The sequence below is a fragment of the Paraburkholderia sp. GAS33 genome (assembly GCF_050436645.1).
GTDB lineage: Bacteria > Pseudomonadota > Gammaproteobacteria > Burkholderiales > Burkholderiaceae > Paraburkholderia > Paraburkholderia phenazinium_B.
In genome coordinates this window covers 16979-40669 of sequence record NZ_JBNDMP010000014.1, presented here as the reverse complement: position 1 = coordinate 40669, position 23691 = coordinate 16979, and the positions used below count along the sequence as shown (strand labels likewise).

Genomic DNA, 23691 nt, shown 5'->3' with positions numbered 1-23691 from the left:
CGAGCGCGAGGCCGCCGCATTGCCCGCATGCAATCATGCTGCCGCCTGCAAAGCTGAACAGCGAGCCGAATCAACCCCATCGGCTGAGTTTTTCGCGCAGGAAAGCCACCGCCGGAGTGGTGGTGAAGATGGGCGAAGCCATCGTCATCTTGCGTTGCCATCCAACACTGCACGGCGCGCGCCAGGTTACGACATTAATGTCCGTCGGCGGTACAACCGCCCTCGAGAGCGAAAGTGATATTCATACACACGAAGCCTGATCGCATTCGCACCGGTGAAACGCGGGCGCAAGCGACATGCACGCAGGGTGCGGTTCTGCGACTACTCCCGGCCCCGCTCCCGCAACCTCACCCGTTCAGAACCGGTAATCGGCCCTCAGCGTGCCCGTCTGTGCCGACGCGTGCGTCGTGTTGATGAGAGCGTCATAGGCCAGCGAGACCGTGAGGTTCTTCACCGGTTGCGTGCCGATGCTGATGCCCGTCGTGAGATAGCCGCGCGGCAGGCTCGTACCCGGCGCGGTGAAGAGCGTTCCGTCCTGCGATGCCACGCTCAGGGCGCGGCCCGCATCGAGCACTTCGCGCGCGTAGCCCACGCGTAGCTGCACTTTCACCGGTTTGAGCGCATTGCCAAAGGCCTTGTCGAGCGTGAGTTCCGCGTAGGGCTGCAGGCTGTGTACGTTGTCCGTGCTGACGTCGAGGTCCTGGCCCGCCGCGCCGCTTTCGCCGAAGCTGTTCGCGTGGAAGTACGCGTAGCGCAGACCCACGCGCGGCGTCAGCACGACGCTGCCGAGCGTCAACGGCAGGCTCGCCTGCGCACCTGTCGTGAACTCCTGACCCATGTGATTGCCCTCGGCCGTTCCGACACCCGCAAACGGCCGCTTCTGCGACAGGAAGTCGAGTCCGTAGCCCAGCGTGCCGGAGACGTCAACAGGTCCGAGCCAGCGGCTCGCATACAGTGCCGCACGCAGCGAATCGGTTGCGCCCGAGTCGCCGGTGACCTGCTCGTCCAGATCGGTATGCGTGTAGCCGCCCGCCACGCCGAGCGTGTACTCGCCCAGCCGCTGCTCCAGTCCCGCGAGGAAACCATACTGGTTCGCCTGGAAGCCCGGTTCGCCATTCGAGCCGCCCACCTTCGTCTGTTCGCCCGTCGCGCTGATCCAGCCATCCGGCGCGCCCGGGGGCGCGGTGCTCGCGCGGCCGGTGCGATCGAGCAGCGCCGCGGTGTTGCCCTGTGCGTTCATCACCGCGGCCGTGCCGAGCGCCCCATAGATGCTCGTATCGTTCGGCGCGACGATCACTGGCGTCGTGGGCGTAGTCGTGGTCGTGGCATTGGCCAGCACGAGATTGGCACTGTTTGCGTCGTACGTCACCGCCGATTGCAGTGTGCCGAGGTTCGCACCGCCAGAGAGAGTCGCCATGGTGCTGGAGAACTTCCCGCTCACCCCGTTCGCCGCGGAAACAAGCGTGTATTGCGTCGCCGTGTAGGTGCCCGGATCGAAGGTGATGGCCAGCACGCCGTTGAGCGTCGCGCTGCCGTTCACCTTCAGTTGAGAGGCCGACGTCGGGCTCACCTCGACCGATAGCGCCGCTGTGCTGGCCTGCGTGTAGTTTCCGCCGACTGACAAGTTGCCGATGGTGCCGGCGGTGCCGCCCGGAACCACCGTCCCGTTGTTGACCAGATTGCCGCCTATGGTGCCGTACCCGAGCAGGGCCGCGGCCACATCGACCGTGAGGTTGCCGCCGAGTACGGCGTTGCTGGCGCTGCTGTCGCCGACCTCCAGTGTGCCGACGCTGACTTCGCTGTTACCGGTCAGCGTGTTGTCGCTATCCAGCACCAGCGTGCCGTTGCCGATCTTGGTCAGGCCGCCACTGCCACTCAATGCGTCCGTGACGGTGACGTTGAATCCGTTGGTGTCAAGGTACAGCCCGCCTGCATTGACCACCAGGCTGCCGGCACCAAATCCGGAGATAAAATTCGAACTGGCGGCGCCCGCGCGCAGGATGCCGCCATCGAAGTTGACCGTGCCGCTGCCGAGATCCTTCGTCAGGCCGCTCGTCACCAGAACGCCGCGGGCGCTGGATGTGCCGTCGAGGTTCAGCACGCCGGTGGTGCCGGCATCGAAATCACCCAGCGTCACGGTTTGCGCCGACACCAGGCCGCCGTTCGATATCGTCAGCGTGCCGTTGCCCTCGCCGCCGTTGATAAATTCGCCGACCGCAAGTGGAGTACCCGGCAGTAGCAGCTGGGAGCCGGGGCCGGTCACTGTGGTAATGCCGGTTGCGCCCGATCCGATTGACTCGATTGCGCCATTGCTGCCTGATGAGGTTGCGGTCACTGTGGCGCCGTCGGAAATGGTCAGTGTCGCGGCGTTCGGTCCGCCGCCGACACCGAGGAACTGACCTGCATTCCAATACGAGCCCGCACCGGTCACCGTCGCACTGATGTTGGTGCTGACGCTGGACGTGCCCTCGCCGATAAAAGCGTTGCCCGTATAGAGCTGGCCGCCGTTTTCCACCGTGATTGTGTTGGTCCCCGTGCCGCGCCCCAGTATCAGGTCGTTCGGTGTGGAGTAGGTTGACCCCTGGCCATTGATGGTGAGGCTGCCTGTGCCGATCAGGGTAAACACCCCGCTGCTCGCCTGGGTCAGCGTACCGCCGCCCTGGATCACCAGCGAGCCTGAGCTCGCCGGGTCGATGCCGACTTGCAGCAGGTCGACAGTCTGCCCGCCCGTCGATACGACCGCTGTCCCGCCATTTTCTATAAACACATTGGTCGTTGTGTTCGGTACTGCCCCGGTATCCCAGTTCCCCGGTGTGGTCCAGTTGCCGGAACCCGTATTGGTCCAGTTACTCGTTTGTTGTGACCATGCTGGCGCCGCCGCGACCAGAAACAGGGTGAGAGCGCCATACGCGCAATGGGTGAGGCGGATCATCGGCCGCCACACGTCGCCAGCCGTTACCCGCCTGGGCGCGGATAAATGGTGCCGAATCACGCGGGCCGGCCGAGGGGCCGCCCACAAAGACAGTTGGTGATGCATGGCTGCGCCCTCGTTGGCTTTGTATGTCTTGCACGCAAACTGGCAGGGTCAAAAACTCTGCCAGTCCGGAATCTAATAGTAATAAGTTAACGGCGAAATTCCGAAATTTTGGGGCCTCGCGTATGAATGGGTCGAAAGTCCCGGCGCGGAGCCGATTTTATTCGCCTCGTTGAATGCAAAGAATTGGCCGGATTAACGGTGTGGGAACGGCCCCTGATCCTGGCCGACTAGTCAGGTAAGCGATCTTTAAACGATGCTCCTTGGCGCCTTGCGTAGCGGGAACGCTCCGCAGCACAACCTGACCGGCATGGCGTGAGCGATTTTGCATCAACCCCGTTTATTGGCAACAGAAGATGCAACGATCTAACTTTGCCAAGCGATACCCGTCGCCGTATCGAGAGTGTCGGTGGTGCGGCTCCGGCGAGGTTGATCTTTACCGTGTTGCCATTGTCCGGAATCTGGCTAGCCACACGACGCCGGGCTTGGCGTCGCACACATCAAATGTTCGTGGATCCGCGCCGGGTCCCATCAACGGTTGCGCGCGCTGATCCCGTGCACGCTTTCATTCCCGACCTGGTCGAGCCGGTATCCAGTCCGATAGACGGGGGTGAGACGGTACCCGTTTTCGTGCAACCTGAGTCGCACCCTCAGCATCGAGACATGGGTATCAAGGGTTCAGGAGTGAGCAGCCTCGTCTTTCTTCCAGATAGTTTTGAAGAGGTGCGGGCGGGAAAGCGGTTCACTCGGCTTGCGAAAAAATTGCAATGCAAGCTCAAATTCTTTCAGCGTCAGGCAAATACGGTGGTCGCCGAACCTGACCTGTCCAGTGACCAGATCGAACTCATAGATCCCGAACCTCTCTCTTCCAGCATGCAACATCTGCGGGGGTGTCCGACGCAACAGGGTATTAATACGTGCGACGAATACCCTTGTTTGCAAGGGCTTTTCCAGATAATCATCCGCACCGGCATCGAGTATTGACGACACATCGCTATTGTCAGTGCGGGCGGCAAGAAATAATATGGGTAAAACTGCTGAAAGATGTTCGCGGATCCACCGGACAGTTTCTGATGCTTCTGGATTGAGGATTTCCCAGTTGATAACAAGCAGATCGGTCGAATTTTGCCAGAAATGACTCGCGAACATCTTCCTGTCAGTAAAGAAGAAATATGAATAATCAGTTCGTGTGAGGGCAGGTGCAATCAGCATGGAATGGGCAGGATCACCATCGAGTATGCCGATCCGCATTGCGCGCTTGCCAGACTGTTTACTACCATGGGCCTGCCGGATTCGACCGTCGGGCCTAGATTTCGTAACCGCTCTGTCCATCACTCCCTCGTTTTTTGCCCTGACCGAAGACCTCCGGTCGCGCGAATGCACCCGTGCGAGCGGTTCGCCATGACCGGCCGGTATCGAGTCGGCGTTTTGAGAATGCCCGTTGTTAACACGCAGTTTAAGCTCAGCCGGGTATCGGGTCGTTCAGGAATTGTCAAACAGCGTGGGAATAATTTTACCGGACCGGTTCGACTTGGCATTATTAATTGTCTGATAAAAGGGATGTATTTTTATTTTCCGAGCAAGTTTTCCCTCGTTTCTGTCGAATATCCGACGTTCGTATTTCGTTTGTCTTGGAATGGTGTCGCTTTGTGTGCGTTTGACAATAACTAAAAATTGGGCACCATCAATTTTTCATTCCTTGACAGTGCGTGAGGCGTGTTGAGCTTAAGCTGCAACAAAATGTAACGAGCATTAAAGCGCGTGGATCGTAAATCAATCAGTCCATTAATGATCGGGCTAACCCGTCATTGTCGCGATTGCCGTTGCATCGGGGATGCGTCCCATCCATAGCTGGTTATCGTGCGAGATATCCCTGTGGGCATGGCGCGGCACACGTCGGGTTTGAGGGGAAATGCGTGAACAGAATCTACAGCGTTGTCTGGAATAAAGCACTGGGTCAGCTGGTCGTGGCATCAGAATTTGCCAGAGCGGACGGAAAGGGGCGCGCGAAATCAGCTGCTCGCAGCTCTGCAGTGCTGGCGGCAATCGCAGTGACGGCCGGTTTCGCACCAATGGCGCAGGCGCAATATGCGGCAGGTGGTGGTGCAGCAACCGGCAGTGGTGCTATTGCCGTTGGTACGGCAACGGCTAATTCCGGCAGCAGCGGCAGCGCTGGAGCCATTGCGATTGGTCCTGGCGCCACGGCCAATCTGTCAAGCCTGACCGGTTGTACCCAGGGTGCTACAGCGATCGGGGTGGGCGCCACGGCGCATTCCTGCGGCGCGGTTTCACTAGGTGAGAACGCCGGCGCCATTGGCAACGGGCAGGACGCAGTGAGCCTGGGAACCGCTTCGGACGCGCAGGGTGTTCGTGACGTCGCCATCGGAGCAGGGGCACAAGCCAATTCGAACGGGGGTCGGGCAGCGCTGGCTATCGGTGAAAACGCAGGTGCGAGTGCCAACCAGACTCTGGCTTTGGGCGGAGGCTCCAAGGCCAGCTCGGCATTTGCCACGGCCATCGGCGGCTGGAGCACGGGCACGAATGTTAGCGGTGGTGCTGGCGCTGTGACTGCCAGTGGCACCGGGGCCACCGCAATCGGCTCCAATGCTGTGGCCGGTGCAGAAGCAACGAACGCCAACGCGATCGCGATTGGCGGCCAGTCGGTCGCCTCAGGAGCGGCCGGCGTGGCCATCGGTTTGCAGGCATCCGCCAGCGGGACCAACGCCATCGCTCTGGGTGCAGGAGCATCGGTGAGTCCCGCGTCGGGTATTGCGGTGGGCAACGGCGCCATCGTGAACGGCGCTTTTGGCATCGCAGAAGGCAATGGCATCTCCAGCGGCGCGACTGGCCAGAACGTGGCAATCGGTTCGTCAGCGACGACGGCCAATGCAGGGTCGTCGACCGGTGGCGCGGTGGCAATCGGTATGAAGCAGACGGCTACCGGCAATGGAGCGGTGGCCATCGGGGACCCGAATACGGCGAACGGCACCGGCGCTGTTGCGACAGGTGCGAACGACATCGCCGCCGGTAGCTCGGCGGGGGTCACGGCTGCGAATGGCGCGGTGGCTATCGGCAATTCGAACAGTGCTATCGGTCAGGGCTCGGTGGCGCTGGGCAACAGCAGCACAGCGTCGGCCGCAGGCGGCATCGCCATGGGCGATACGGCAAATGCGAAGGCCGCTGATGGCGTGGCGCTAGGTTCGGGCGCGGTGGCGACAAACACGGGCGATGTCGCACTAGGCCAGAACTCGACGACCTCATCGCCGTCTACCGGCCCATACACGATCAATGGCGGCACCCCTGCGGGTACCTCGGACACTACGGGCGTGGTGTCCGTCGGTGCATTGGGCGCTGACCGCCAGGTCCAGAACGTGGCAGCCGGTTCGATCACCGCGACCTCGACGGATGCGATCAATGGTTCGCAACTGTATGCCGTTGGCGCATCGCTGAACAGTCTGGGCGGTAGCGTGGCGGCGAATCTGGGTGGTGGCGCGGTGTACGACAGCAGTACCGGGGCGTTGAGTATCCCTACTTATACCGTTGAGGGTAATACCTACAACAATGTTGGGAGCGCGCTGGCCGCGATCAACACTTCGCTGACCGGTGGCGGCATCAAATATTTTCATGCCACCTCGACTCTGGCCGATAGCACTGCAACGGGCACGAACAGCGTGGCGATCGGGCCCAACTCGTCGGCAGGAGGCAACGGGAGCTTTGCCTCGGGTGACGGAGCACAAGCGCTGAGAGACAACTCTGTCGCCATCGGCAACCAGGCGCTCGTTTCGTATTCGACCGGCAGTATCGCCATCGGCGATGGAGCAACGAACGCGACCACGACGCCGACTAGTGGCACCGCTGATACCGCCGGCATCGCCATTGGCCCGGGCGCCCAATCCCAATGGGGAGTGGCTATTGGCGATCAGGCCAGGAATGCTACGGGTGATTACGGAGTATCCATAGGGCGGCAAACTTCCACAGGACTGCGTAGCACCGCCATCGGCTGGGAAGCTTCCGCTTCCGGTACGGGGGCCATTGCGATTGGTGATGCCATCTCCGGCGGCGCATCCGCTTCAGGGGATGGTTCGATTGCCTTCAACGGTAGTGCCTTCGCGGCCGGTGGCGTCGCGCTGGGCTCCGACGCCAGGGCGATGAATGCGAACGATGTGGCGCTGGGCAGCGACTCGATCACCGTGGCCCCGTCGACAGGACCGTTCACGATAAATGGCGGAACTCCAGCTGCAACCAGCGACACCAATGGTGTGGTATCCGTTGGCGCCGCGGGCAGCGAACGTCAAATCCAGAACGTAGCCGCCGGTTCGATCACCGCGACTTCGACGGATGCGATCAATGGTTCGCAGCTGTATGCAGTGGGCTCGTCACTGAATAATCTGGGCAGTAGTACCGCCAGCAGCCTGGGCGGCGGCTCCGCCTACAACAGCAGTACCGGCACGGTGACGACCAGCCTGAACTATGGCGGCAATGCCTATGATTCGGTGCAGAACGTCATCGATCAGATCGGGAGCGCTGTCGATGGCGGTGGTATCAAGTATTTCCACGCAAACTCGACGCTAGCCGACAGCACCGCAACGGGGACTAACAGCGTGGCGATCGGTCCGGTGTCGACCGCGGGTACGGCCAGCGCGGTGTCGATCGGCAATGGGGCAACAGCTTCGGCGAATGCGGGTGATGTAGCCCTTGGTGCGGGCTCGACCACGGCGACAGTGGTGGCGACCAGCGGAACCACGATCAACGGCATGACCTACAGCTTTGCCGGCAGCAATCCGGCCAGTACTGTGAGCGTGGGCGCAGCAGGTAGCGAGCGCACCATCACGAACGTGGCAGCCGGACAGATCACTGCGGCCAGCACGGATGCGGTCAATGGAAGCCAGTTGTTTGCGACTAACCAGGCGCTTGGCTCGCTGGGCAGCACGGTGACGAACCTGGACAACCAGGTGACGGCAAACACGACGAACATCACGGCGCTGCAGCAGGACGCGCTGCAGTGGAGCCCCATGCTGGGCGCGTATGACGCGAGCCACGGCAGCGGCAGTGCGCAGCGGATCGCGAACGTGGCGGCAGGTACGGCGCCCACGGACGCGGTGAACGTGAGCCAGCTGGACAATACGGTGGCGGCGAGCGCGACGCATTACTACAGCGTGAACGATGGCGGCACGCAGGGTAGCAACTACAACAACAACGGCGCCACGGGCGTGGATTCGATGGCAGCGGGTGTGAACGCCTCTGCCACCAGTGCGAACGACGTGGCGCTCGGGTCTGGCGCTGTAGCCAATGGTGTTGCCCTTGACGGTTCCAACGTGGGTGGTGCTGTGGCTATTGGATCGGGTGCGCAAGCCACCGGCTCGCAGTCGATTGCCATTGGTGCCGGCGCCGGTTACGGTTCCACTGCGCCGGTGGGCCCAGACCAGGGACCTAACATTGCCGTGGGTGCCAGTGCTGGTCAGGACGTCACCGCGGGACCGGGCGGCAATGGTGCAACGGGTGCAGGCTCCAACGCAGCAGTCGGCATTGCCGCGGGCGACGCGGTCGCGGGTATCGGGAATAATACATTTGGGGCCTATTCCGGTGGCAACGTTACAGGTTCCAACAACGACTCCTTTGGGGACAGCGCCGGCGGTCAAGTAACGGGCAGCGGCAATGTGGCCATGGGCAACTGGGCTGGTTACGGCGTTTCTGGCAACGGTAATACCGCCATCGGTCGACTGGCTGGTCAGGTCAGCGGTAATGGCAATACCTCTGCCGGTACCTATGCGGGCTCCGGCGCGACGGGTAGCGCCAACGTTTCCGAAGGAGCCGGCGCAGGCCTGGATGTCAATGGTAGCAACAATGTAGCGGTCGGTTACGACGCTGGTACCACATCTTCGATCAACGTCAACGCGACTGATATCGACCAATCCTACAAGAATGGCGGCGGCCTGGCGGTGAGCAATACCGTCGCTCTGGGCACGAGCGCCGTGGCGATGGCGGATGACGGCATAGCGGTCGGTAATACAGCGTTGGCCAATACGGCCGGGGCAGTGGCAATTGGTCAGGGCGCGACGGCAAGCGGTGGTCAGGCGGTCTCGATCGGCGTGGGCAATACCGCGAACGGCAACGGTGCAGTGACCATCGGCGATCCGAGTTTTGCAAGTGGCACTGGCGCCTTCGCGGGCGGTGCGAACAATATCGCCAATTCCGACGGGACGCAGACGGCGACTACCTCCAATATGGCCAATGGCGCCGTCGCTATCGGCAACAGCAACACGGCGGTTGGACAGGGTTCAGTCGCGCTGGGGAACACGTCGACAGCAGGCAGCGCGGGTTCGCTGGCATTGGGCGATACGGCGGCGGTCGCCACCGGCGCCGCGGGTGGGATCGCGCTGGGTTCGGGCGCACAGGCAAACAACGCTGGCGACGTGGCGTTGGGTCGGAATTCCGTCGCTGCCGCAGCTCACACGGGAACCACCGCCCTGTATGGAGGGATCGCAGCGGGAATCGCGAGCGCGGCCAGCGGTGTCGTGTCGGTTGGCGAGGCGGGCGCCGAGCGTCAGATCCAGAACGTGGCGGCCGGCACTATCTCCGCCAGCAGCACGGACGCGATCAACGGCTCGCAACTGTTCTCGCTTGCCAACGGCGTGAATACTCTGGGCAACTCGGTGGCCGCAGGCGTGGGCGGTGGTTCGACCTATAACAGCAGCACCGGCGCAGTGACCACCAGCCTGAGCTATGGCGGCAATACCTATGACTCGGTGCAGAACGTCATCGACCAGATCGGCGGTGCTGTCGATGGAGGCGGTATCAAGTACTTCCACGCCAATTCGACGCTGGCGGACTCAACGGCGGCTGGTACAAACGCGATCGCAGTTGGTCCGGCGGCGGTAGCCACCGGCAATGAATCGATTGCCCAGGGTGACGCGGCCACAACGGCCAACACGGGCGACATCGCGATCGGTTCCGGCGCCGTGGCGAACAGCACCCCGATAAGCGTGGCACCCCCGGGGACCGTAACCGGCAATGTAGCGCTCGGACAGCAGGCCACGGCGAATGGTGCAGGAAGCGTGGCAATTGGCTCGCTCGCGCAGACTTCCAGCGACCAGTCAGTCGCAGTCGGCAACCAGGCCCTGGCGGGCGCTCTCGCGAGCACTGCCGTGGGCACCGGCACGACTGCTTCAGCGCTGGAGAGCGCGGCGTTTGGCTACAACGCTACCGCGAGCGCGGCGGCTGGCCTTGCGCTCGGCGTAGGGGCAAATGTCGCGTCGACGGGCGTGGCGTCGACGGCGATCGGCGAACTGGCGAGCGCGAGCGGCGCGGACAGCAACGCGATTGGTCGACTTGCAACGGCGGCAGGGACGGGTTCGATTGCCCTCGGCGGCAATGGAACAGGCTCGTCACTGACCGGAGGCGCGGTTGCCGGCGCGGACAATTCGATTGCCATTGGCGGATCGTCTTCGGTTGCCTCCGGCGCCACGTCCGGCGTCGCGATCGGCGTGAACGCGGTCGCCAACAACGCCGGTGATGTGGCATTGGGAAGTGGTTCAGTGACAACGGCACCGACTCCAACCGCCAGCGCCGTAATCGGTGGCAACACCTATAACTTTGCGGGTGTGAGTCCGGCCAGCGTGGTGAGCGTGGGAGCACCAGGCGAGGAGCGGCAGGTACAGAATGTGGCCGCCGGGGTGTTGTCTCAGACCTCGACAGACGCAGTGAACGGCTCGCAACTGTATGCAACGGACCAGGCCATCGATAGTCTGAGCAGTGCGGTGACTGCTGACGCTACGCATTATTACAGCGTCAACGACGGCGGAGTAGCCGGTGTCAACTACAACAATACGGGAGCAACCGGTCTCGACTCGCTGGCCGCTGGTGTTGGCGCTTCCGCGACGGGAGCATCCACCGTCGCAATCGGCAGCGCGATGGCCACTGCAACCAACGCCATTGCGATCGGCTCGGGCGCGAACGCGTCGGCCCTCGTGCCCGGTGTTGGGACTGACGAGATTGCCATCGGCACCGGCGCGACCGCATTGGGCGACGCGTTTGTCGCCGGTGTGAAGACGCAGACGTCGATGGCGATCGGCACGGGCGCGACGGCTGTGGGTGGCCTGGCCATCGGTTCGAACGCCACGGCAGGGGTCGACGATACGGCGCTGGGCGCAGGCGCCCAGGTGACGGGGCAGAACGGAATCGCGATTGGCACGACCGGCACGCCGTACCCCACCATCTCGTCGGGCAACGGCGCGATCGCCGCCGGCTTGCTCGCAAAATCCTCCAATACCGGTACGGTCGCCGTAGGTATCGAATCGAACGCCTCTGGCGCTTCGGCCATCGCACTGGGTCTGAACTCGACCGCTAGCGGCAATGGATCGCTGGCCATCGGTGGCGGCACGGGTGGGCCGGATGCTGTCGTCGGCTACCCGTCCGGAGGCGCCCAGGCGAGCGCGACGAATGCGGTAGCGCTGGGTTCCGGCGCGGTTGCAAGCGCCAACACTGGCGACGTTGCCCTGGGTTCAGGCTCGGTTACGACGACCGTCACACCGACGTCCAGTGCGACCATCAACGGCGTGACCTATTCAGGTTTTGCCGGGACAACACCGTCAAGTACGGTCAGCGTCGGCGCTGCGGGCTCGGAGCGGACGATCACGAATGTTGCTGCCGGCCGGATTACTTCGACGAGCACCGACGCTGTGAACGGCTCGGAACTGTACGCAGTAGGCAATGGCCTGAGCACGCAGATCAACACGCTGGGTAACAGTGTGGCGACTGGTCTGGGCGGTGGCTCGACCTATAACAGCAGCACCGGCGTGTTGACCACGAGCCTCACTTACGCGGGCAACACGTACAGCTCCGTGCAGAACGTCCTTAACCAGATTGGCAGTGCCGTCGACGGCGGCGGCATCCGGTACTTCCATGCCAATTCGACAGATCCGGACTCGCAGGCTATCGGGACAAACAGCGTGGCCGTTGGCCCGAACAGCGTGGCAAATGGCGCCAGCAGCATCGCCGCTGGGGATGGCGCCGTGGTCGCGACGGGGGCCGACCAGGCAGTAGCCATTGGTTATGCGGCGCAAGCCGGTTCCTCCAACGCCGTAGCCGTCGGCACCAACGCGGCAGCCAGCGGCGGTGAAGCAGTCTCCATCGGCGCAGGCAATTCCGCAACGGGCAACGGAGCCGTCGCGATTGGCGACCCAAGCACGGTATCAGGTACCGGCGCGGTTGGCGTCGGCGCGGACAACACGGTGAGCGGTCAAGGCGCGGTCGCGCTGGGCAACAGCAATATCGCGACGGGTCAGGGTTCGGTCGCGCTGGGCAGCGCGTCGTCCGCAACGGGCGCCGGTTCGCTGGCGCTCGGCGATGCCGCGTCCGCTACGGTGACTGGCGGTGTCGCGATCGGTTCCGGCGCCATCGCGACGAACGCGAACGATGTCGCGTTGGGATCCGGTTCCGTTACAGCGGCACCGAACCCCACCAGCAGCGCTACGATCGGAACTACGACCTATAGCGGATTTGCCGGCACCAATCCGACGAGCGTTATCAGCGTGGGTTCGCCCGGTAATGAGCGGCAGATTACGAACGTCGCTGCGGGTCAGATTTCCGCTACCTCGACGGATGCGGTCAATGGCTCGGAGCTGTATGCGGTGGCCAGTACGTTGAACAATGCGGTCGACGGCGGTGGGATCAAATATTTCCACGCGAATTCGACCCTCGCCGATTCGAGCGCGGCCGGCGCGAATTCCGTCGCCGTCGGGCCGGTTGCCACGGCAAATGGCGACGACAGTATCGCCGAAGGCAATGGCGCGGTCACTGGCGTAGCGGGCTCTCCGACGACCGTGACAAATGATGTCGCAATTGGAACCGGTGCGAGCGCAACGGCAGGTTCTTCCATCGCCCTGGGTGCGAGTGCCAGCGTCACTGCCGCTGGGGGCGTTGCGATCGGAGACGATTCTGTCGCGAACCGTGCGGCAGGCACCTATACCGATCCGATCACGGGCAGCACCTTCACGACCACGATGGGAGCGGTGTCCGTCGGCTCAGCGGGATCACCGCGGCAGATCACGAATGTCGCACCGGGGACGCAACTGACGGACGCCGTGGATCTCGCCCAGCTGGAAGGCGCAATCAACTCCCTCGACAGCTCAATCCTGTCGCAGGTCGGTTCCGGTTCGCTGTCCGGTTCGGGTTCAGGCGCAAGCTCAGGTAGCTCGACTTCCTGGATTACCGGTAATCCAGCCACGTATTCGGCGCCGGTCGCAAGCGGGTCGAATGCGACCGCCGCGGGTAGCGGTAGCGTGGCCTCGGGCACCAGCAGCACGGCAGTGGGTACCGGAGCACAGGCGACGGCTGCTAATTCTGTAGCGCTTGGCGCGGGTTCGGTTGCGACGGAAGCCAACTCTGTCTCGGTGGGTTCGCAGGGTAATGAGCGCACGGTTACCAACGTTGCGCCGGGGGTCAACGGGACAGACGCGGTCAACGTCAACCAGCTGAATGCGGGCGTGAGCAGCGCCGTCGGTCAGGCGAACCAGTACACGGACCAGCAGATCAGCTCACTGCGTCAGGACGCGTATGGCGCTGCGGCTGCCGCGATGGCCGTGGCCGGTTTGCCGCAACCGACCGGGCCGGGCAAAAGCATGGTGGCCATAGCGGGTTCGACGTTTATGGGCCAGCAGGGGATGGCAGTGGGCGTCTCGACCATCGCTGAAAACGGCAAGTGGATTTACAAGGGGGCGCTGACCACGAATACGCGCGGCCAGACGGGGGCGGTAGTGGGTGCAGGTTACCAGTGGTAAGTACCCGTGACGTCCCGCCTGTCCAAAGACGGACGGCTGATCCTCTACTTACCCTGATGAAAATCAATGGCGATGAGACCTGATATGAAAAAGACAACAAGATATTTGCCGGTAATCGTCCTGTGCAGCGCGTTGCTGGCGGGATGCGGAATGACCCCCACAGTGGGCGCGAATGGCGCCGTCGGGTTTCCCGAGCGCAGCTCGGCCTGGCTGAAGGAAGGGACCTTTGTCAACGTCGATAATCTGCGGCAGGTGGGGCCAGGCCTGACCAAGAATCAGGTATACGCGCTGCTGCAGGAGCCGCATTTCAGTGAAGGGGTCTTCGGAGTCCACGTCTGGAATTACATCTTCAACTTCCGCACCGGTCACGGCCAGGATGTGGTGACCTGTCAGTATCAGGTCCAGTTCGACGATCAGTATCGGGTCAAGGCAACCTACTGGAAGGACCCCGCCTGCGCTGATCTGATTGCGCCTACGCAACAGGAAACGGCATCGACACCCGATGATCAGGCAGTGCCGGGGAAGTTTACGCTGGATTTCGGGGTGTTGTTCCCATTCGGCAAGTCGTCTTTGCAGGACCTGTTGCCCGCGGGTCGTACCGCGCTCGACAACATTGCCACATCGCTCGCCGGGAAATACCGGAACGTGAAGTCGCTGCGGATCACCGGCTACACGGACCGGATTGGCGCGGATGCCTACAACGACCAGCTGTCGCTCGCACGTGCGCAGACTGTCCGTGACTATCTGATTGAGCGGGGCATACCCGGTGTCTCCATCTCGGTTGCTGGCCTTGGGAAATCGGATCCGGTCACAGTTAACTGTCCACCGGGCAAAGGTCCGGCAGCGATACGCTGTCTGTCACATGACCGCCGGGTCACCATCGAGGCTTTCGGCGAAAAGCGTTGAGCGTGCGGCGGTACCGCGCGTTTCGGAAAACAGGATGTTCCGGTCTGACGTCATCGTCAGAGACGACTGGCATCCGATGAACAGGATTGCGAAATGAATGGGAAAACGGGTGCGCCAACATACTTGCGCAAGAGCACGCCAGAGGTCTTGCCGGCAACAGCGACGCGAGCCAATTTGATGCTGTCGGAAAGGATCCGTACGGGCCTGAAGGCCGGCGATTTCCGGGTGGCGTTCCAGCCCATTGTTCATGCGCAGACCGGTCGTCTGTCCGTCGTTGAATGCCTACTCCGGTGGCAGCATCCGCAGTATGGGCTGCTTCTGCCTGAAAGCTTCCTGAGCGCGTTCGAAGACGTTGATGCGGCGCGTGACGCGACCTCCTTTGTTCTCGAGTCTGCGTGCCAGCAGATGGAAGAGTTGCGGCGAGCGGGTGGCACACTGCCGCGAGTGGCGATCAATATCCAGCCTTCACAGCTTGTTGATGACAGTCTCAGCGAAACGATCAGGGAGGTAACAGGCCGGTCAGGTTTGGATCCGTGTCTGATCGAACTGGAGGTTGTTGAAACGGAAGATCTCCTGAAAGTTCTGACTACACATGAGTTCACGCGGTCCCTGCGACGCCTGGGCGTTCGTCTGGCGCTCGACGACTTTGGTGCAGGCTACGCGTCGCTCGTCATGCTCGACAGGATGCATATCGATACAATCAAGCTGACTCGCGAGTTCCTGCCTCGCGTGCCGGCTTCGCCGCTGGCCTGTACGGTTGTTAGCAGCATCCTCGATCTCCTGGCGGGGCTCGGCGTTGCAGCGACCGTAGAAGGAGTGGAAACTGATGCCCAGCTACGATGGCTCGCTCAGAGACCTGACGTCAATGTGCAGGGCTATCTCATCGCCCGGCCTCAGCCTACGCTTGCCGCAGCAGTGGCCGCTATAGATGGAACTCCGTCTGCCTAGGCGCAGACGCGGCACGCGCCGTTTTTTGCTTGGGAAAGTCATGAAGCAACCGTATTGGACAGCGGACGGACATGGCGTATCGAATACATCATCGCGCGGAGAAATCGAATATGACTGGTCATTCGGGCAGGGTTGTCGGACTACTTATGATTGTCGTTACGCTGTCGGGTTGTGATCTGGCCGATCAGCAGATGGCTTACCGAAGGCAGCAAAGACAGGATTGTGTGGCTGCTGGCGGGTTCTTTACGGATAACTACACATGTGAAGGTCTGCGCGGGGCAGGAACGTCGTCCAGTCCGCCGGCACCGATGAAGTGCCGCAAGCAGGAGAGCACTGTAACAAAGGATGATGGCACTACGGTCACCAGTTCCACCGAAGTCTGTTCAGGGTTCTAGTGTGTGGTTCGGGATTCTCGCAGGCCGTGGTTAGCCATTCTTCACCGGCAATCATTGCACCTTACGCGGATGTATCGCTGCCTGAATGTCCGTTAGGCGCGAGTTGAAAAACTGACGGATGTCCCGATCCGGTATGTGAGATCACGGGGCTCGATGAGACGAGCTGACGGAATGCTTCGCGTCGTACTTGACAATCCCTGACTATGGAAATGCCTCGAATCCCGTTACTATCTACGCGTGGTTTTCCGTACCCTCGGTAACCACAGCTTGACCCTCTTGGCGTGCCTTCCCGTTTCGGGAAGGCTTTTTTTTGACGAGTCGAACACGTGCAGCACTTGAGGGCAGTTTCCATGTCAGCCCGAAGGTCTCGAAAGACTAGCAAAACGCAACAACTTCGTCTTGAGGCGGAGTCTGAAGGAAGCGGGTAGAAAATGCCATGACGAACACAATCAGCCTGAAATTCCGCACTGTGCGACGCATTGCGGGACTGCCTGTCTGCTGCGTGATCGCGATCCTGCCCTGGACAAATGCATGGGCGCAGATGGTGGATGTCGAGCCCGATCACAATTGCCGCCTCAAGGTTGAAGCGAAACTTCCTTTGACGCAGATTCACGGCCACTATCTCGCACCGGTAGATATTGCTGGCAAAAGCTATCCCATCGAGGTCGATACTGGGGCGGACAAGACGGCTCTCACGCCGCAGGCGGCCGATACACTGCAACTGGGTCAGGATATGTCGGCGGCCGAGCGTGTAGGTGGCGTTGGCGGCAGCGTTGACCCCCAATACTCGCGCATCATATCGGCGCTCAAATTCGGCTCGTCGGAATGGGACAACCTGGTTGTCCCGACCTCGAACATGTTGACAGCGACTCAACTTGCCATGTCGCCCACGCCGATCGGACTACTGGGTGCCAACGTCCTGTCCCGCTACGACGTAGAGTTCGATTTCCCGGCAAGCACCATGACCCTTTACTCTGCGGAGGGTTGTCTCGGCCGCTTCGCGCCATGGGTGGGAAACTACTATTCATACTCTCCGGAGTACACCCAGCGGCATCGTTTCATCCTGTCGCTGGTGTTGAATGGCCATCGTGTGCGCGCCGTCATTGATACGGGGGCGTCCCGCTCGCTTCTTACGCGTGCGGCGGCCGTGGCAGTTGGCGTAGATGGCGCGACACTCGATCGTGATCCAACGTCGTCCGGCACCGGCATGAAAGGTACCCCCATCGACATTCGCCTCCACCGGTTCGATAGCCTGAGGATCGGTCCCATCACATACCGGAATGTCGTGATCGATGTCGGTGATACGCCTCTGGCTGACGCCGATATGTTATTGGGTATGGACTTCATGAAATCGCGTCGCGTATGGTTTTCCTACTCAACCGGCTGGGTATTCATGCAACCCGCTTCGGGTCCGCTCGCGGCGCAAGTGGCCCCGCCGCAGTTCGGGAAGACCACCTTTCTGCCAGCGCGCGTTGCCCGGCAGATTGACGCTCTGCCACCCGACGACGAACTGGACCAAGGCTCGCCGACCAGATAGCAGTCAGGTCGTCTCCCAACGATCGTTAGCCCCAGATAATGGAGCACAAAATACCGACAGGCGACTTGTCCACCGGCCTCCTTGCGCGCGGAAAGGAACTTCCGAATAGACACCGGAACGGGCAGCGACCAGATTGCGCGCGCGAACCCGCCTTTCGAGCGGCAAACCGTTGAGGTTGTCGATGCCGATGCCCGCACGGGTCCAGTCGAGGTTGATCCGGTCTTCGGCGACCGGCCTACCGTACGTCATCGCCAGGACGCTCATGCGCACGGAATACAGACGACTCATTAGCCTAGTGCCTAGTGCCTAGTGCCTAGTGCTCTCAGCATACCGATGTTTTTTTCGATGAATGTTAGTCGAAATATGCATGAGCGTTGCCACCATAAATTGGGCTACATACCGTTGGCGTGCATGCCCCTGCTGCCCATGCATTACGCAGTGCTGACATGACGCTGTGCCGATATGATAAATGCGAGCTGAATGGATTCTGTAATCCGGCTATTGTCAATTCCGGTTATGGGTGCCGTGCTGGTTCGTTGAAATCTGTCTGTGTGCGGTTGCGCCTATACCCGGCGGACTATCTCCGGGAATTCCGAATCAGGAACCCAGGCTAACAGAGGACATGACCGGCATCTACGGCATCGTCAACGAGACGATGCTACCTCTGATCTTTGAGCGCGAAACCCCGCCCGCCGTCACCGTGCGCGCAGGCAAAAGCTCATTTCGAGGGACTGGGCTGCGGGGGGTTCTACGCAGCGAACGGCAAATGTCCGGACGAGCGCTATGTGCGCACCACGACCGGCCTCGATTACCGCGACGCGACGCCGGTGTCGGGTATGCGAACGGGCTAGGGGGCAGAGATGCAGAACGTCAGGATTAGTGTTGTGCGGCCCCCAGGCCAGAGCCAAAACGGAGAGTGATGGCTTGACGTAACGCCGTGTCGGCGCTTGTGTTGATGAGGCTTTCGTAGATTTTCCTAACCACGCTTGGAGGGAGGCGGTATGTCAAATTTTGATAGGGTAGTGAGCGGCGTCAATGGCTCGCCGGATGACGTTGTAAATGCTTCCGGTGTGAATACAGAGCCGATGTCCGGCAACGTACGTGCGCGCCTCAAGCGCGCCAAACAGAAGGCGGCCGATGTGCAGGTCATCGTCGTCGAGAAGGGACGCAAGACTGCACGGGTTGCCGACGATTATGTGCATGAACGTCCGTGGTCGACCGCCGGCGTGGCCTTGGGAGTTGGCGTGCTGATAGGTTTGTTGATCGGTCGAAAATGAATATCCAGCGGGTCACCGGTACATAGCGATGCGGCTGGACCTGACTCGAATCGGAAGGAGTCGGGCTCGGCCCCTTCAGTTCGAGAGTTCGTCGTCCTTATGCACAGCAGGAATGGCAGGACATACTTCCCTTTAGGCGGGCAGTGGATACGTGCCCGATGATCGGCCCGGGTAGATCGACAATACAAGACTCCGTAAAACCCAGCACCGTGTCACCAACCACGGAAATCCTTACGACCTATGCGTGGACTGACGCGCGTCATGAGGAATTGGCATCACGTTCGCGTTAATCTGTTTTCCTCCCTAAGGTGCAAGGGTGTCTTCAACCCCAAGTCGCATGAGGAGCATGTCCATGGCCGCCGAAATTCTCTTCAGAATCGAACATGATCTGCTAGGTGATCGTGAAGTTCCTGCTCACGTCTACTATGGGATTCACACGCTACGTGCGCTGGAAAATTTCCCGATTACGGGTTCACCGATCTCGGTATATCCGGAGTTGATCAAAGCACTCGCTTACATCAAACGGGCCGCTGCGCAGGCGAATCGCGAGTTGGGCCTGCTCGACGCGACGCGTTTTGATGCCATCGTCAGTGCCTGTGCCGAATTGCTGGAAGGTAAGCTACACGATCAGTTTGTGGTCGACGTCATTCAGGGGGGCGCCGGGACATCGACCAACATGAATGCCAACGAGGTGATCGCTAACCGCGCACTTGAATTATTAGGTAAGAAGAAGGGCGAATACCAGTTTTTACATCCGAACGAGCAGGTCAACATCGGCCAGAGCACTAACGATGTGTACCCGTCGGCGCTAAAAATCGCGACGTGGTTTGGCATTCTGAGTCTCATCGAGGCAATGACCGTTTTGCGTTGCGCTTTCGAAGCAAAGGCGCGAGAGTTCAAGGACGTTCTGAAAATGGGGCGCACGCAATTACAGGACGCGGTCCCGATGACACTCGGGCAGGAGTTCAGCACCTACGCCGTGATGCTCGAAGAGGATGAGCAAAGGCTTCGAGAGGCGACTCTGCTGATCTGCGAAATTAACATGGGAGCGACAGCGATCGGCACAGGCATTACCGCTCATCCCGATTATGCACCGCTGGTTCTAAAGCATCTCAAAAGAATTACGGGCATTCCGCTTGTTACGGCGCCCAACCTCATTGAAGCAACTCAGGACTGCGGCGCTTTCGTTCAGTTGTCGGGCGTGCTCAAGCGGGTGGCAGTCAAGCTCTCGAAAACCTGCAACGACTTGCGTCTTCTCTCCAGTGGTCCGCGCGCTGGCCTTGGGGAGATCAACCTTCCGCCCATGCAGGCTGGATCGAGCATCATGCCGGGGAAGGTAAACCCGGTCATTCCTGAGGTAGTAAACCAGATTGCGTTCGAGGTCATCGGCAACGATCTCACCGTAAGTTTCGCGGCCGAGGCCGGTCAGCTGCAATTAAATGCATTCGAACCGATCATCGCACACAGCCTGTTCAAGAGCGTAACCCACCTGCGCAATGGTTGCCTGACGCTCGCCGAGCGCTGCGTCAAAGGAATCACGGCCAACGAGGCGCGCTTGCGGGCGTTGGTCGAGAATTCAATCGGTATCGTCACGGCGCTCAATCCGTACATTGGCTACGCCAACGCGACATCCGTGGCGATGGAAGCTCACGCGTCGGGCGGACGCGTGTACGACATCGTGCTTCAGAGGGGTTTGTTGTCCGAGCAACAACTCGACGAGATCCTCAAGCCTGAGGTCCTCACGCAGCCCACGCCGCTTCATATCCCTCCGAGACGCTGAGCGATCCTTGGCGTATGGAGCGCCCGGCGTCGAGCCGGTTAGCGCTCTACGCGTTACCTATGCGGCCAATCATAACCGCAGTGCAAAACGTCATCGGTGCGGTGTGCAGCACAACGCCGAACTGCAAGGACGAGCAATCACTCGGAAATCCATATAGCGCCGAGGGGCGCTATTACGAAATTCCATTCAGGCGCGACCAGGTCGCGCGTCATGACCTGTTTCGAATCAATGGCTTGTTGACTTCCCCCATTCTGCCGATTGGGTGGCACAGCCATTGCATTACTGCGACGACAAATTGCCGCGCCGACCATGGACGCGAATAAAAACGGGAGACAGCATGAACGCGAATGACGATCTCGATCCGCTCGAGACCGGCGAGTGGCTGGACGCGCTGCGCGCGGTCCAGCAGCACCGCGGCACCGAACGAACCAACTACCTTGTCAATTCGCTGGTCGCCGCCGCGCGGCGCGACGGCGTGTACGTTCCGCATTCGCTGACGACCGCGTACAGGAATACCCTGACGCCCGAGCAGGAAGAGAAGTCTCCCGGCGACCGCGGCATCGAACACCGCTTGCGTTCGATCATCCGCTGGAATGCGCTCGCGATCATCCTGCGGGCCAACAAGGAGAGTTCGGAGTTAGGTGGCCACATCGCCAGCTTCCAGTCGGCTGCCACGCTTTACGACATCGGCTTCAATCACTTCTGGCATGCACCGACGGATACGCATGGCGGTGACCTGGTCTACATCCAGGGGCACAGCGCACCGGGTATCTATGCGCGCGCTTTTGTCGAAGGACGTCTCACTGAAGAACAATTGCTCGGCTATCGCCAGGAGACCGGCGGCAAAGGTTTGTCGTCCTATCCGCATCCGTGGCTGATGCCGGAATTCTGGCAGTTCCCCACCGTCTCGATGGGTCTGGGGCCGCTGATGGCAATTTACCAGGCGCGTTTCCTGAAGTACCTGGCGGGGCGGGGGCTGGCGGACACGGCGCCGCGCAAGGTGTGGGCCTTCATGGGCGACGGGGAGATGGACGAGCCCGAATCGCTGGGCGCGATTTCGCTCGCGGGCCGTGAGCGGCTGGACAACCTGATCTTCGTCATCAACTGCAACCTGCAACGGCTCGACGGCCCGGTGCGCGGCAATGGCAAGATCGTGCAGGAACTGGAGTCGGTCTTCCGCGGCGCTGGCTGGAACGTCATCAAGGTGCTGTGGGGCAGTGGTTGGGACAAGCTGCTGGCGCGAGACAAAAGCGGTCTGCTGCTCAGGCGCATGGAAGAGTGCGTCGACGGTGAGTATCAAGACTTCAAGAGCAAGAGCGGCGCGTATGTGCGCGAGCACTTCTTCGGCAAGTATGAAGAACTCAAGGCGCTGGTCGCCGACATGAGCGACGACGAGATTTGGGGGCTCACGCGCGGTGGCCACGATCCCGACAAGGTCTTTGCTGCCTACGCTGCAGCGGCCAAACATACGGGCCGGCCCACGCTGATCCTGCCCAAGACTGTCAAGGGCTACGGCATGGGCGAATCGGGCGAAGGGCAGATGATTGCCCATCAGGCCAAGAAGATGACCCAGGACGCGCTGCGCGGCTTTCGCGACCGCTTCCAGATCCCGGTGGCCGATGAGGACCTTGCCAAGGTGCCGTTCATCAAGTTGCCCGACGACAGCCCGGAGATGAAGTATCTGCATGCGCGCCGTGCGGAGCTCGGCGGCTACCTGCCACAGCGCCGGCGCCGCTCTGCCTCGCTCGAGATCCCACCGCTCGATGCCTTCAAACGCCTGCTCGAACCTACCGGTGCGCGCGAAATCTCCACCACGATGGCCTTCGTACAGATGCTGGGGACGCTGGTGCGCGACAAGACCATCGGCAAGCACGTGGTGCCTATTGTGCCGGACGAATCGCGGACCTTCGGCATGGAGGGGATGTTTCGCCAGCTCGGTATTTACTCGTCGGTAGGACAGCTTTACACGCCGCAGGATGCCGATCAGTTGATGTACTACCGCGAGTCGAAAGACGGCCAGGTACTGCAGGAGGGCATCAACGAAGGCGGGGCGATGTCGAGCTGGATTGTCGCGGCCACCTCGTACAGCACGAGCAACGTGCCGATGATTCCGTTCTACATCTATTACTCGATGTTCGGCTTGCAGCGCGTGGGTGACCTTGCCTGGCTGGCCGGCGACATCCGTGCGCGCGGGTTCCTGCTCGGTGGCACGGCGGGGCGCACGACACTCAATGGCGAGGGTCTGCAGCATGAGGACGGTCACAGCCACATCATCGCCGGGACCATTCCCAACTGCATTTCCTACGACCCAACGTTTGCCTATGAAGTGGTGACCATTGTGCGCGAGGGCATGCGGCGCATGATCGAGCAGCAGGAGGATGTTTTCTACTACATCACCCTGATGAACGAAAACTATCCTCATCCGGGTCTTGCCGATGCACCCACAGTAGCGGGCGCCACTACCGACGAGGGCATCCTCAAGGGACTGTACCTGCTCAAGGACGGGGGCGAGACGGCAAAGAACGGCCATCGTGTGCAACTGATGGGCAGCGGCACGATCCTCCGCGAGGTGATGGCCGCAGCCGAACTCCTCAAGAATGACTTCGACGTGACCGCTGATGTCTGGAGCGCGACGAGCTTCAACGAACTGAGGCGCGACGGCATGGCCACGCAGCGCTGGAACCTGCTGCATCCAACAGAATCGCCGCGCCGGAGTTGGCTCGAGCGCTGCCTTGACGGCCACGCGGGGCCGGTGGTGGCGTCGACTGACTACATGCGCGCCTACGCCGACCAGGTGCGCGAGCAGGTCCAGAACAGCGGGCGCCGCTACGTCGTCCTGGGAACTGACGGCTTTGGCCGTAGCGACTACCGGGCCAAGCTGCGGCGCTTCTTTGAGGTGGATCGCTATTACGTGACGTTGGCAGCGCTCAAGTCGCTGGCCGACGACGGCGACATTTCCCAGGCGGTGGTGGCCGAGGCGATTGCCAAATATGGCCTAGACACCGAGCGCGCGGCGCCGTGGACCGTTTGAAACGC

General features: G+C 61.2%; 11 protein-coding genes. 8 read left to right on the top strand and 3 right to left on the bottom strand.

What is annotated here, in order from left to right; translation table 11 throughout:
• Positions 1-35: 35 nt before the first annotated feature.
• Entirely contained in the window at positions 36-260 is a 225-nt protein-coding gene (locus P3T24_RS31895) for a hypothetical protein (RefSeq protein WP_429440752.1), read from the top strand.
• 95 nt (positions 261-355) lie between these two features.
• Here the strand turns inward: P3T24_RS31895 and P3T24_RS31890 are convergent, their stop codons facing one another.
• Together P3T24_RS31890 and P3T24_RS31885 are read right to left on the bottom strand one after the other, a co-directional pair.
• Positions 356-2932 carry an autotransporter outer membrane beta-barrel domain-containing protein gene (locus P3T24_RS31890; RefSeq protein WP_429440750.1) on the bottom strand — a complete coding sequence of 859 codons (2577 nt, stop codon included), beginning with the start codon at positions 2930-2932 and terminating at the stop codon, positions 356-358.
• A 780-nt stretch (positions 2933-3712) separates the two neighbouring features.
• Positions 3713-4366 carry a response regulator transcription factor gene (locus P3T24_RS31885; RefSeq protein WP_429440748.1) on the bottom strand — a complete coding sequence of 218 codons (654 nt, stop codon included), beginning with the start codon at positions 4364-4366 and terminating at the stop codon, positions 3713-3715.
• A 584-nt stretch (positions 4367-4950) separates the two neighbouring features.
• On the opposite strand from P3T24_RS31885, the gene P3T24_RS31880 reads away from it, so the two are divergent.
• From P3T24_RS31880 to P3T24_RS31865, 4 genes are all read left to right on the top strand, one after another.
• Positions 4951-13812: an ESPR-type extended signal peptide-containing protein gene (locus P3T24_RS31880; protein WP_429440747.1), complete on the top strand. Its 8862-nt coding sequence runs from the start codon at positions 4951-4953 to the stop codon at positions 13810-13812.
• Between the two features lie 84 nt (positions 13813-13896).
• Positions 13897-14718, top strand: a complete 822-nt coding sequence (locus P3T24_RS31875) for an OmpA family protein (protein WP_429440745.1) — start codon at positions 13897-13899, stop codon at positions 14716-14718.
• Positions 14719-14811: 93 nt separating this feature from the next.
• Positions 14812-15666 carry an EAL domain-containing protein gene (locus tag P3T24_RS31870; RefSeq protein ID WP_429440743.1) on the top strand — a complete coding sequence of 285 codons (855 nt, stop codon included), beginning with the start codon at positions 14812-14814 and terminating at the stop codon, positions 15664-15666.
• Positions 15667-16497: 831 nt separating this feature from the next.
• Positions 16498-17598, top strand: a complete 1101-nt coding sequence (locus P3T24_RS31865; RefSeq protein ID WP_429440741.1) for an aspartyl protease family protein — start codon at positions 16498-16500, stop codon at positions 17596-17598.
• A gap of 3 nt (positions 17599-17601) precedes the next feature.
• Here P3T24_RS31865 and P3T24_RS31860 read toward each other — a convergent pair whose 3' ends face one another.
• Positions 17602-17886, bottom strand: coding sequence for a hypothetical protein (locus P3T24_RS31860; RefSeq protein ID WP_429440739.1), 285 nt, complete (start codon positions 17884-17886; stop codon positions 17602-17604).
• A 713-nt stretch (positions 17887-18599) separates the two neighbouring features.
• Between P3T24_RS31860 and P3T24_RS31855 the strand changes: the two genes are divergently transcribed.
• The 3 genes from P3T24_RS31855 to aceE all read left to right on the top strand — a co-directional run bounded on the left by P3T24_RS31855 (position 18600) and on the right by aceE (position 23686).
• Positions 18600-18875 carry a DUF883 family protein gene (locus P3T24_RS31855; RefSeq protein WP_429440737.1) on the top strand — a complete coding sequence of 92 codons (276 nt, stop codon included), beginning with the start codon at positions 18600-18602 and terminating at the stop codon, positions 18873-18875.
• Between the two features lie 352 nt (positions 18876-19227).
• Entirely contained in the window at positions 19228-20655 is a 1428-nt protein-coding gene (aspA, locus tag P3T24_RS31850; RefSeq protein ID WP_429440736.1) for an aspartate ammonia-lyase, read from the top strand.
• 337 nt (positions 20656-20992) lie between these two features.
• The gene (gene aceE, locus P3T24_RS31845) at positions 20993-23686 is read left to right on the top strand and encodes a pyruvate dehydrogenase (acetyl-transferring), homodimeric type (RefSeq protein ID WP_429440734.1); all 2694 of its coding nucleotides are present in this window, start codon (positions 20993-20995) and stop codon (positions 23684-23686) included.
• Positions 23687-23691: the final 5 nt, after the last annotated feature.